Consider the following 11,665-nt stretch of genomic DNA (forward strand, 5'->3'; position numbering starts at 1 on the left):
TCTCATTTTCAATACCTTTTTATATCGAGGATGCTCGGCATATATACTCCTTTTCATTAAATCTTAAACGCCTCTAATCCTAATGTTAAAAATCCTATTTGATTTTACACCACTAATTTTCATGCCAAACAAAGCCATCCAAGGTAAACTAATACGCCTAAATAAGGGGATGGGATGAGCACGGAAATATTTATTGCGGTATTGGGTGCGGCGTTATTGCATGCTAGCTGGAATGCTTTAGTCAAATTTGGTGCTGACCGTTTAGTGGCCATTTCGGTAATGGCTTTTTTTTCCGGTGTCATCTCATTTTTTGGTATTTTCTTTGTTGGTTTACCCTCACTTAGCGCGATCCCTTGGTTACTCCTGTCTGTCGCTTTTCACACCGGCTATTGCCTCTTTCTCAGTAAAGCCTACGAGCAAGCAGAGTTTGGGCAAATTTATCCGATTGCCCGCGGTGTGGCACCATTATTAAGCGCCCTGCTGTCGTGGTTAATTTTGTCTGAAATCCCACGAACAATGGCTTTATTAGGGGCCGTTATTTTGGTTTCTGGGGTCATCATGATGACATTTGATGGTCGCCATGGCCCAAATAAACTTAATCTCAGGGCCATCCTCTACGCATTAACAACTGCGGTATTTACCGCCTGTTATACCCTATCCGATGGAGCAGGAAGCCGTGCCAGTATTGAACCGCTCAGTTATATTTTATGGCTATTTATGTTCAATGGCATGACCATGTTTGGGCTACTTTGGGTTCTGCATCGCAATGTGGTTTTTCGTGAAATCCGACAACATTGGCGTCACGGCATCATCGGGGGGGCCATGCAATTACTGGCTTATGGCATTGTCATTTGGGCCATGAAAAGTACGCCAATTGCCTTGGTAGCCGCACTCCGCGAAACGAGTGTCCTCTTTGCAATGATTATTTCTATCTGGATGTTAAAAGAAAAACCCTCGGTGTTACGGCTTATAGCCAGTGCCATTATTATGGCTGGAGTGGCTATTACCAAATTTGGTTGATTTTTCATCTCCCAAGGAAACGCCTATTGCCTCGATAAAAACGAGTGTGCGACCTCTTCTGTAAATACGCTATACTCATATAAATCCTATAAATAAGGAGAATATATGCTCATAGGATTTGCTTTACTGGTTAGCACCTGCGGAATGGATGCTTGCGAGGCTCTGCCCGTCACTGACGATATTTACGCAACACGCCATGAGTGTATGGCTGTAGCTGCTCGTCTTCATCAAAGAAGACCCGATGTAGTATTGATTTGTGGTGAAGTCTACCGCCACTCTGATAGTGATAAATCTGAGTAATACATGTAGAGTTAGTTTTACTGCCTAAATTTAACTCTCCCAACAGTCATAACCCCGCGTGCTCTCTTCATTGTGTAAACAGTCTGTTATGCGAAAAAAAATTATTGCGACAGGAGTAATCAAATAGAAAGTCCTGCTACGCTTTAATTAAGTATCAAAGGCAATATGAGTATTAAATTATGGCATATAAACACTTATCAAAAAATAGGCCATAACAATGAGTAAACATCCGTTCACCAGGAGATTTACAATGAATCATCCTTCATGCGATATCTGAATATGTGTAAAGAACACCGTAAATAACGGGTTATTGCTTTTACATATAAAGGATTCCAAAAATGCTCCAATTCGATGCTTATAGCACACTCGTCGCTGCAAGCCTGGTTCTATTACTAGGAAGGCAGTGCGTCAAAAAAATTCCTTTATTACAAAAATATGCCATTCCTGACCCCATCGCTGGCGGCTTACTGGTTGCATTAATATTTCTACTTATACACCAAACCACAAGTTGGGAAGCTCACTTTGATACGTCATTACGTGACCCATTGATGTTGACCTTTTTTGCCTCAATTGGTCTTAACGCTAATCTCGCCAGTTTAAGGGCGGGTGGAAAGGTATTAATAAAATTTATCGTCGTCGTTATTGGTCTGTTGTTATTACAAAATACAATTGGCATTGGTATGGCTAAAATGCTCGGGCTGGAACCTTTAATGGGATTATTGACCGGGACTATTACTCTGTCTGGCGGACATGGTACTGGGGCCGCCTGGAGCAGTGTGTTTGTTAAGAATTATGGGTTAGTTAATGCTACTGAAGTTGCGATGGCCTGCGCGACCTTTGGTTTGGTATTAGGTGGGTTAATCGCCGGGCCTGTTGCACTTTATCTAATTAAACATTCTGCGACACCTAATGGAAGACCAGAGGATGCGTTGCAACCGACAACTTTCGAAAAACCTCAGTCAGGGCGAATGATCACCTCATTGGTTTTGGTCGAAACCATCGCCATGATTACCATTTGTCTGATGGTCGGTGGCTATATTAGAGAACTGCTGGCGGGATCAGTATTTGAATTACCTGTATTTGTTTATGTCCTGTTTGTTGGGGTTATTCTCAGTAATATACTCGCTTACACTCGGTTTTATCAGGTATTTGACCGTGCAGTCTCTATATTGGGTAACGTCAGTCTTTCCCTTTTTCTGGCAATAGCGTTGATGAGCTTAAAGTTATGGGAGTTAGCCTCACTGGCCCTCCCAATGTTGGCTATTTTACTGGCGCAAACACTGCTGATGGTATTATACGCAATATTTGTAACTTACCGGGTTATGGGGAAAAATTACGATGCTGCGGTTCTTGCCGCCGGGCATTGTGGTTTAGGTTTAGGTGCTACACCCACGGCAATTGCCAATATGCAGGCGGTTACCGATCGTTTCGGGCCATCTCACGTAGCCTTTCTTATTGTTCCGATGGTCGGGGCATTCTTCCTGGATATAGCCAATGCTATCGTAATTAAGTTGTCTTTATTACTCCCTATGTTTATCCCATTAAGTTGATTTAATTAAGCGCCCGACTAAAAATAACTCAAAATTTGGCGTTGTTATAAAATACAACGCCATTAGGTTCACAAAAAATACGATTAATTAACCACAAGGAGAGTAAAAATCACGCGTAATTAGCGCCCTTTCTTCTTACGTCCTGGTTGAGTGAAACGCTTACGGGCAGCAGAGTTACCTTCTGATTTCTCAGTGTTTTTAGCTCGGACAATGACGGTTTTTTTATCTGCAGCAACTTTAACTTTCGGCTTTTTTGACGGTTTTTCATCAGACGACGAATTCTCAATCAGCTTGAATAATTCTGTCAGTTCATCGTCGGTCAAATCTCTCCACTCGCCTTGCGGCAAGCCTTTCAGATTGACGTTCATAATACGGGTGCGCTCAAGCTTGGTCACTTCATAACCGAAATGCTTACACATACGGCGGATTTGGCGATTAAGACCCTGCACTAATGTGATGCTAAACACAAAGGCGGCTTCTTTTTTCACTTTACATTTTTTGGTCACAGTTCCCAACATCGGCACACCCGCACCCAAGCCGAGAATAAACTCGTCAGTCACCGGTTTATTAACCGTCACCACGTATTCTTTTTCGTGATCATTCCCAGCGCGCAGGATCTTGTTGACTAAATCGCCGTGATTCGTCAGGAAGATCAATCCTTGCGAGTCTTTATCGAGACGCCCGATAGGAAAAACGCGTTTACTATGGTTAACGAAATCAACGATGTTATCGGATTCACCATCCTCCGTGGTGCTTATGATGCCAACTGGTTTATTTAATGCGATCAATACTAAGTCGTTTTCGTCACGCGGTTCGATAAGTTGGCCATTAACTTTCACCACATCCCCGACATATACCTGATCGCCAACCGCAGCCCGCTTGCCATTAATAAAAACATTTCCTTGTTCGATGTAACGATCAGCATCGCGGCGCGAGCAGACACCGCTCTCGCTAATGTATTTGTTAAGACGAATGGATGAGTTAGTCAGCATAATTTTCCATAAAAATCGGACTATACCACGATACGTTACAAATTCTACAAGACTGCTTAGCTGGGAGACAGCGGAGTAATACCAACATCACAGATAGTCCTTAAAGGTTGGCGCTAACAACGCATCCATTACGTGGTAACTTGAATTCAGTTATTCTTTTTCTGACCAGTGGTCAACGGCGTACAGTGCGTTATAATATACAAGCTAAACTAGTTACGGACAGAAGTGACTGTTTGCCATTTAATAACCCATGGAAGATATCTTCACAATGAAAACCTCGATTATCAGTTCTCTTATTTTTACCACTCTTGCAGCATCGCCTCTTTATGCATCTGAACAAAAGATTCTCACACAACAGCAGATAGCGACTATTGTCAATAACACCCTGACTCCATTAATTGAAAAACAGGATATTTCCGGCATGGCCGTTGCTGTGTTTTATGACGGCAAACCCTTGTTCTTTAACTATGGCTTTGCCGATATAAAAAATCGCCGCCCAGTAACGGAAAATACCTTATTCGAACTTGGCTCAGTCAGTAAAACTTTCACTGGGGTAGTCGGTGGATATGCTGAGCAAACAGGTATTCTTAACCTAAGTGATTCTGCAACAAAATATAGCCCAGAACTAACTGGCCTTCAGTGGAAAGATATTAGCATGCTGAACTTGGCGACATATACCGCAGGTGGTCTGCCTCTTCAAGTTCCTGATTCTGTCACTAGCATGAAACTATTGTGGCAATACTACCAGCAATGGCAGCCACAGTGGGCACCCGGTGTGATGCGAAACTACTCCAACGCCAGTATTGGATTATTCGGCACACTGGCAGTGAAAAAAAGCAATTTGTCGTTTGAAGACTATATGACCCAAAATGTTTTTCAACCTTTAAAGTTAACACACACCTTTATAACTATTCCCGATTACATGCAATCAGACTACGCGTGGGGATATAAAGACGGTCAACCGGTTCGTGTCACTCCAGGGGTACTGGCGGCTGAAGCCTACGGAGTAAAATCTACTGCACAAGATATGGTAAAGTTTATGCAGGCAAATATTGAGCCTGAAAAACTTCTGGCTGATAATGATAAATTAAAGAAAGCCATCATCGCCGCCCAATCACGTTATTACCGATCAGGGAACATGTTCCAAGGACTGGGATGGGAAATGTATGACTGGCCTATTAATTCACAAGAAGTCATTGCTTCCAGTAGCAATGAAATTGCCTTGCAACCTCATAAAATTAACGCATTGATGCCTCCATATTCTGCTGTTCCAGCATCTTGGGTACACAAAACGGGTAGTACTAATGGTTTTGGCGCATATATTGCTTTTATTCCAGAGAAGAAGATCGGAATAGTGATGTTAGCTAATAAAAATTACCCTAATCCTGTCCGAGTGGAAGCAGCAAATCATATTCTTCAGTCATTGTATTAATAATACTGCCGAATAGCTAAATATAAAGATTGTCTCTTGATACAGTGTTCTGTTCAAGAGACAATTTTCACCTTTTTCCCAAAAACCAATACACGGCTATTTAAGTAAAATATTATCCCAAGCACCTTAATAAAGCCGGAAATTCATTGGCTGGTCTAATTGCCAACCTTACTCCCAAAGTGCGAAATGTTTGCCCAGTTGCGCACCGCGCTATATCAAAACCAACAGCAGACGTGATGAGGCCATAGTCGAACTTGCCGGGCGCGTAGGTTATTGACCAAATCATCCAGCTTTGCTGGCCATCATTTTATGATGCCAGTTCACCAATAACCGGTCACTCTGCAACAGCTCAAACCAAATACGGGTGAAATTAAGAAAAGACTTTTCCGATCGGGATTTCAGGGCGACACGCGACGGGAAATCCAGATTTTCCCATTCGAGAATATCGCTCATGTGGTGATCCTGCTATCGCGCCATGGTTGGGTGATTTATCGCCATTATTCCCCTTGCACTTTTTTCCCGATAGGGACAAAATGACATTTGTAATTACAGATGTCATTACATAAGTGAGGTTCAAAGATGGGTAACATTAATATTCGCATTGATGATGACTTAAAAGATCGTTCTTATGCGGTACTGGAAAAGCTGGGGGTCACCCCCTCTGATTTGCTGCGCCAGACACTGGAATATGTGGCACAAAGTGGCAAACTGCCCTTTAAATCCGTGTTGCTGACCGATGAAGATCAAGCACTGGTCGCCGTAGTCAGAGAACGTTTAGCCAATCCACAACCGGTCAGGGTGTCACTGGATGACTTATAATCTTGATTTTGATCGCCGGGCGCTAAAGGAATGGCATAAGCTCGGCGATACCGTACGCCAGCAATTTAAGAAAAAGTTGCTCGAAGTGATTAAAAATCCACGCGTTGAAGCCAATAAACTGCGCGACTTACCTGATTGTTACAAAATAAAACTACGCAGCGCCGGATACCGCCTGATTTATCAGGTGCAAGACGAAAAAATCACGGTTTTTGTGGTTGCCGTGGGTAAACGGGATCGTGAAGAAGCCTACAGTGAAGCTGGCAAGCGCGTCTGATTGTCAGTATTCAATCCAACCCCGGCAATTTACCCTCTAACATCTGCTGCGCCTTCGCATAATCTTCTGGCGTGTAATTCACCTGGTTAATGGCACCACCATCAGGGCCGCTGATTTCAGTTTTATTTTTCAGCATACCCAAATGCTGCCCAACCATTTTTAAGGCGTCGTCCTGATTACGGGTAATGACTTCTAAACCAAACTTGCCTTGTTTAACACCGGCATAAAGGCGGCGTGCCGAAATCGATAAATCCCGCGAATCATGAAAATGCGCCCTGCCTTGCCCCTCACCATTACAACGTGGGCAATCTGGATTAGGATCGAGCGTACTGTCAAAACCGTAACCGCCATCATCCAGTGGCGCAGGTTTGCCGTTATTGGTTCTTTTCTCCGACTCTTCCTGATATTCCTGCTCGTTAATCCACTGGTATTTATTTTCAATCCCCCAGCAGTAACGACAACATAAACGACGAAACTCTGAAATTTCATTGGCGTTGGCCGTGGCAATATCCCACCACCAATTTAAAACGGCATCCTGCGTGATATGCGTCCGTTTCTCTCTGGCTTCCATAGCATCGCGTATGGCTTTGTTTACCGATACATGGCGATACAACCGACGGGCAGCGGCGGCACCGGTTAGCCAATATCTGACTAACTGGCGATATGTGCTGACGTAATGCCACACGGGTAAAAGACACCTTAGACGGCCTTGGTGGAATGCTTGAAGATAAATTCGACGCCACTATGTCATTTATCAGAACTCTTGATGGTCATGCAGACGTTTGTGATAAAGAAGCTAAACGCTATACGTGATGCTATAAAAGACCGAATATCAGATTTCGTGTAATTTTCGTGTATTTTCGTTTTCACTAAAAATTCACCATTAAAATCAACAAGTTAAAAAAAGACCGAATACGATTCCTATTTCAGATTAAAATCAATAATTTAGTTTTAAATCAATCAGTTACCATTAATCCCTCCAATAAAACACCTTGATTTACCTTTCAATTCCATCCTTTAAATTCATATGGTTATCAATTAATTCGGAATCATTCGTAAAAATTTCGTAGCATTAATGATGGTCGGGCCCATTATTTTCACTACTCAACACTTCTATCTCCATAGAACCGCTCTTCACAAATCAGGACAGAGGAATATCAGCACACTATACTTTTTGTATACCTACATCCTGCTTTTTAACTTCCTCACCGAAAAATCATATAACCATTACAGCCTATTGATCAATCGATACAACTGTTAGAATAGCATCATTCAAACATGGATGTTTTTTGAAAAATTTAACAGCAGGCAGCCATCTTAATGTTAGCAACAACTCCAACGCAAAAAATAGCATCTAATAAATTTCGTAATGATATCAATGGTCTTAGAGCATGGGCGGTTATTGCCGTTGTTCTGTACCATTTTGGTGTGCCAGGGTTCGCGGGTGGGTTTGTCGGCGTTGATATCTTCTTTGTTATCTCCGGCTTTTTAATGACCCGGATCATCGTTTCTGGCATGGAGTCAGGCAATTTTTCATTCTTACAGTTTTATCTGGCCAGAGCGCGAAGAATTATTCCCATGCTTTTGGTACTATGTTTTGCTCTATTAATTTTTGGTTGGTTCTGGCTGCCTGAACAGAATTATAAATTGCTAGCAACCCATGTTGTAAATACACTCTTTTTTATATCGAATATTAAATTTTGGCGTGAATCGGGTTATTTCGATGCATCCTCACATGAAAAGTGGTTGTTACATACCTGGTCACTTTCTGTGGAGTGGCAGTTTTATATTATTCTGCCTATTATCATTTTTGTGCTGTGGAAGTTCATCAATTACAAGGCGGTTAAATTTGCCTTATTCGCACTAGGATTTCTATCACTGTGCCTTTCTATCTATGCTTCACAACGCTGGCCGTCAGCGGCGTTTTACCTTCTGCCAACCAGAATGTGGGAAATGCTGGCTGGGGGGATGGCTTGGTGGGTAACACGTAGAAAGGTCATGCCGGAGACTCTGGCGAGATATACAGAAGTTATCGGTATAGTATTTATCGCTGCGTCAATTGTGCTATTTAACTCATCAATTGTTTGGCCCGGTTCAAATGCGCTATTACCGGTAGCCGGTGCGGTGTTGGTACTGATTTCTGCGCGGCAAAAATCAATTTTCACCGCTAATATTATCGCTCAAAAGTTGGGGGCCAGTTCCTATTCTATCTATTTATGGCATTGGCCTATTGTCGTCGCATTAACTTATTTAAGTTTACTCAGTAACTATAAATGGGTGCTGCTGGCTTTAGTTGCTACCGTGATATTAGGTGAATTATCCCTTAAGTTGGTGGAAAATCCATCACGGAAAGTTTTCGCCAAATTATCCACCACCTCTAACCTGGCCTATATATCACTGTGTACACTGGTCGTTGGTATGCTGGCACTGACAGTTAGGCACAGTACGCTCGATCGCGACATTATGGCAGATAAAGAAACCGTTGAGCTTTATGCAAAAATACAATCATTTCATGTAATGCCAAACCGAGATAATGGTTATTGTTTTTATAATGTTGACGGTGAGTCCGACCCCATCATCTCAATGGAAAAATCAGTGTGCAAACTGGGGGTTAAGTCATTGAAGCCAAAAGGTCTGCTTTTTGGTGACTCTTTTGCCGGGCATTATGAACCCTTCGTCGATGAAGTCGCGAAGAAACTCGGTATATCAGTAGATTCCGTCACCACTAACTGGTGTTTCCCGAGCTTAACGGATTCAACCAATGGCACTAAAACACGAGTGGCCTATAAACAGTGCCTGTTAAATAGAGAATATCTAAAAGATAATATTTCAAAATATGATTTCGTTATATTTTCTGGCATCTGGTTTGATTTATATCGCAAAGGTTATCAAAATGAAATTGTTGATGTAATTAAATATGCCAAATCTAAAGGGGTGAAAGTGTATGTAATGGCATCCCCAACACAATACGACATCAATGTTTTTGCTAATTTTATCGCTGCGGGAGTCAATGATTTACCGTTTAAATTAAAAGGTAATTCCAATAAAAAAGATGATGACACCCAAAAGATGGATATCATCTTCTCGCAATTAGAAAAAGATGGGTACATAAATTTCATCAAGAAAAATTACCTATTTAATGAAAGTGACTCATATGATTACAACGGAATAGAAATTCCCTATTCTCTTGATGGTGCACATATTTCTGTCGATGGTTCATTGATGGCTGCCAAACGATTTATTGAAACTGGTGCCTATAAAAAATACTTTTCAGATATAAATTGATTAAAGTTTTTAATAAGCGGCGTAAGTTCACACAATTTACAACATGCCGGACAATTAAGCCCGGCTCTACTACATACTGCTATTCCTTTACCGGCCATACAGGTGTACGGTACCCCTGATTCACAGCCTCAATCAGAAGCCACTGCGGCAACTCCGGCAACTCGATTAATGGCCAGTTGGTCAATGTTGGCCACGAGCGATAAGAGGCACGAATGACAATTAACTCACTGCGCTGCGCATCCGTCAGCGGATTATCATCAATTGAATAGTCACCGACCATCATTGAGTCTGTAGCTTTGATAAATGCATCACGATAGCTGCGGGCTGTTGCTGCAATATCATCAGCGGTGACAGTAGGCACAGGAACATTCACCCACACCGGTTTTCCCTTTTGATCCGCACCACGCATTTTCCCCACAGGGGCTTCATTGGCAAATTCGCTATAAATATCATCGCCAATCTCTATCAAATCATCCGGTAATGTCCCAGCTTCGGCATAAACATCTAATAGCTCTGCGGGGTAAAAACTAAGAGTTGTGGCTGAAAAATGATACATAGTTGTCTCCAATTAAAAACCGATCGCAATGACGATCGGGTAAAGAGCTGCACCAGATGTTGCGCTCCCTGGCATTTGCAATATGCACACTGCGGAATTTTTATCCCAGCTTGCAACTTGAAAAAACAAATCACTATTTGTATCCTGGGCGGGGTTTTTTGTTGATACATTCGCAATCAAACACGCGGACGGGAAAGGGATTGGGAAGTTAGTCACCACGTTCTTTGTTTCATTTACAACGCCGGGGCCGGTACACCACTGAATAATCATTTTCGACACTGGATCACGCCACCACCCATTATGCGCGACCATTGACGATGTACTACGCATCGCGTTGATGTACGTTGATAGCAACCCGCCACCCCACACCGCTCCGTTAATATCGCCATTGGTGCCATAAATTGTGACACCGGACGTTATTGACCCGTTAATTCTGAGTGGTTTTGTAATATAAGCATCATCACCGAGTTGAAAGCTAGCTCCCGTTTTATAGTTATTAAGGTCTACTCTTGAATTATCACTAAGCGCGTTTCCTAGATACCACCGCGGCACTGCGGGCGCTGTTCCAGAAATACCTTGTATATAAAGCGTTTCACTGTCATCTGGTGCTATCAGTGCCAAACCTCGCCCGCCCGTATTAATACTGAGCGCATTGGTCAGTGCTCCCCCCGATGTGGGCAGCGCCCCAACATCCGTCGCGCCAATTGATATATTCGCGGTTCCATCGAATGACTTACCCGCTATCGTTCGCGCATTAGCCAGCTTTGTTGCAGAAACAGCGGTGCCATTAGACGGCAATGCTCCAACATCCCCTGCCCCAATAAGTATGTTTGCTGTGCCGTCAAATGACTTACCCGCAATAGTGCGTGGTGTAGCAAGCTTTGTCGCTGCAGCGGCAGTGCCATTTGCCGGTAACGCCCCAAGATTGGCCAGTGCTGTTGCTTTGTTCGCAACATCACTTAGATTTTGAGTTTTCTGCAACGCACCGGCAGCAGTGGCGGCAGTATCAGTTAACCCAAGGTTGTCGATAGCTTGTGCAACGGCTACGGGGCCTGCCGCTTTTATTTCACTTAAGTTGTTGGCGGTTTGTAGATATGTTTTTGTACTCTCTTTACGCCATACCCCAACATCTAATAATCCGGTTGGCTCCACGCCGGTATTATTTGATAATGCGATAAAGCTATTGCCGCCATAATTGACCCTCGCACCCGCCTTGTATGGGGCATCAACAAACCAAATTAACTGCCCAAGGTTTTGCAATTCCTGTAAGGCTAAATCTACCCGGTTATGCCACCAGTTTTCCCATTTGGCTTCTGGAGGGTCTTCTGATGCGCCCCCAGCCCAACCACGAGCAATCAGACCATCGCCGGGGCGTTCAAATTGCGCGGGCACACTGGCCCACGGCTGATTAAAGCTGTCTTTTCTTGCCATATATTG

The 11,665-nt window shown here is 43.1% G+C and carries 11 protein-coding genes and 1 pseudogene; 7 read left to right on the plus strand and 5 right to left on the minus strand.

Annotation, left to right across the window (positions count from 1 at the left end):
• Positions 1-174: 174 nt before the first annotated feature.
• From OVO64_RS00135 to gltS, 3 genes are all read left to right on the plus strand, one after another.
• Entirely contained in the window at positions 175-1,020 is an 846-nt protein-coding gene (locus OVO64_RS00135; protein WP_038632471.1) for a DMT family transporter, read from the plus strand.
• A gap of 105 nt (positions 1,021-1,125) precedes the next feature.
• Positions 1,126-1,320 (plus strand): hypothetical protein, encoded by a 195-nt coding sequence (locus tag OVO64_RS00140; RefSeq protein ID WP_038632469.1) that lies wholly within the window; start codon positions 1,126-1,128, stop codon positions 1,318-1,320.
• A gap of 338 nt (positions 1,321-1,658) precedes the next feature.
• Positions 1,659-2,870: a sodium/glutamate symporter gene (gltS, locus tag OVO64_RS00145; RefSeq protein WP_145587013.1), complete on the plus strand. Its 1,212-nt coding sequence runs from the start codon at positions 1,659-1,661 to the stop codon at positions 2,868-2,870.
• 119 nt (positions 2,871-2,989) lie between these two features.
• Here gltS and rluF read toward each other — a convergent pair whose 3' ends face one another.
• A complete protein-coding gene (rluF, locus tag OVO64_RS00150; protein ID WP_038632453.1) occupies positions 2,990-3,862 on the minus strand; it encodes a 23S rRNA pseudouridine(2604) synthase RluF in 873 nt (290 codons plus the stop codon).
• Positions 3,863-4,130: 268 nt separating this feature from the next.
• Here rluF and ampC point away from each other — a divergent pair, with 268 nt between their 5' ends.
• Positions 4,131-5,294, plus strand: a complete 1,164-nt coding sequence (ampC, locus tag OVO64_RS00155) for a class C beta-lactamase (protein WP_267248496.1) — start codon at positions 4,131-4,133, stop codon at positions 5,292-5,294.
• A gap of 282 nt (positions 5,295-5,576) precedes the next feature.
• Here the strand turns inward: ampC and OVO64_RS00160 are convergent, their stop codons facing one another.
• Positions 5,577-5,747, minus strand: coding sequence for a hypothetical protein (locus OVO64_RS00160; RefSeq protein WP_187142909.1), 171 nt, complete (start codon positions 5,745-5,747; stop codon positions 5,577-5,579).
• Between the two features lie 126 nt (positions 5,748-5,873).
• Between OVO64_RS00160 and OVO64_RS00165 the strand changes: the two genes are divergently transcribed.
• A complete protein-coding gene (locus OVO64_RS00165; RefSeq protein ID WP_012105237.1) occupies positions 5,874-6,113 on the plus strand; it encodes a type II toxin-antitoxin system RelB/DinJ family antitoxin in 240 nt (79 codons plus the stop codon).
• Complete coding sequence (locus tag OVO64_RS00170) at positions 6,103-6,387, plus strand: type II toxin-antitoxin system RelE family toxin (RefSeq protein WP_012105238.1); 285 nt, start codon at positions 6,103-6,105, stop codon at positions 6,385-6,387. Before OVO64_RS00165 ends, OVO64_RS00170 begins: the two co-directional genes overlap by 11 nt.
• Positions 6,388-6,397: 10 nt before the next feature.
• On the opposite strand, the pseudogene OVO64_RS00175 reads toward OVO64_RS00170, so the two are convergent.
• Positions 6,398-7,024, minus strand: a pseudogene (locus tag OVO64_RS00175) (terminase small subunit); the annotation flags it as partial.
• 683 nt (positions 7,025-7,707) lie between these two features.
• Between OVO64_RS00175 and OVO64_RS00180 the strand changes: the two are divergent.
• Positions 7,708-9,672 (plus strand): acyltransferase family protein, encoded by a 1,965-nt coding sequence (locus OVO64_RS00180; RefSeq protein ID WP_267248497.1) that lies wholly within the window; start codon positions 7,708-7,710, stop codon positions 9,670-9,672.
• A gap of 79 nt (positions 9,673-9,751) precedes the next feature.
• On the opposite strand, the gene OVO64_RS00185 is transcribed toward OVO64_RS00180, so the two are convergent.
• Together OVO64_RS00185 and OVO64_RS00190 are read right to left on the minus strand one after the other, a co-directional pair.
• On the minus strand, positions 9,752-10,228 hold the full coding sequence (locus OVO64_RS00185; protein ID WP_145510121.1) for a tail fiber assembly protein: 477 nt from the start codon (positions 10,226-10,228) through the stop codon (positions 9,752-9,754).
• Positions 10,229-10,240: 12 nt separating this feature from the next.
• On the minus strand, positions 10,241-11,659 hold the full coding sequence (locus OVO64_RS00190) for a hypothetical protein (RefSeq protein WP_145510122.1): 1,419 nt from the start codon (positions 11,657-11,659) through the stop codon (positions 10,241-10,243).
• Positions 11,660-11,665: the final 6 nt, after the last annotated feature.

Origin of the sequence: Yersinia sp. Marseille-Q5920, assembly GCF_946902935.1 — a bacterium.
In the GTDB taxonomy this organism is placed as follows: Bacteria; Pseudomonadota; Gammaproteobacteria; order Enterobacterales; family Enterobacteriaceae; genus Yersinia; species Yersinia rochesterensis.

Bases quoted from the DNA above. Each gene is read 5' to 3' on its own strand.
- OVO64_RS00160 (WP_187142909.1), bottom strand. From the start codon at position 5,747: ATGAGCGATATTCTCGAATGGGAAAATCTGGATTTCCCGTCGCGTGTC.
- gltS (WP_145587013.1), top strand. From the start codon at position 1,659: ATGCTCCAATTCGATGCTTATAGCACACTCGTCGCTGCAAGCCTGGTT.
- OVO64_RS00180 (WP_267248497.1), top strand. From the start codon at position 7,708: ATGTTAGCAACAACTCCAACGCAAAAAATAGCATCTAATAAATTTCGT.
- ampC (WP_267248496.1), top strand. From the start codon at position 4,131: ATGAAAACCTCGATTATCAGTTCTCTTATTTTTACCACTCTTGCAGCA.
- rluF (WP_038632453.1), bottom strand. From the start codon at position 3,862: ATGCTGACTAACTCATCCATTCGTCTTAACAAATACATTAGCGAGAGC.
- OVO64_RS00170 (WP_012105238.1), top strand. From the start codon at position 6,103: ATGACTTATAATCTTGATTTTGATCGCCGGGCGCTAAAGGAATGGCAT.
- OVO64_RS00165 (WP_012105237.1), top strand. From the start codon at position 5,874: ATGGGTAACATTAATATTCGCATTGATGATGACTTAAAAGATCGTTCT.
- OVO64_RS00185 (WP_145510121.1), bottom strand. From the start codon at position 10,228: ATGTATCATTTTTCAGCCACAACTCTTAGTTTTTACCCCGCAGAGCTA.
- OVO64_RS00135 (WP_038632471.1), top strand. From the start codon at position 175: ATGAGCACGGAAATATTTATTGCGGTATTGGGTGCGGCGTTATTGCAT.
- OVO64_RS00190 (WP_145510122.1), bottom strand. From the start codon at position 11,659: ATGGCAAGAAAAGACAGCTTTAATCAGCCGTGGGCCAGTGTGCCCGCG.
- OVO64_RS00140 (WP_038632469.1), top strand. From the start codon at position 1,126: ATGCTCATAGGATTTGCTTTACTGGTTAGCACCTGCGGAATGGATGCT.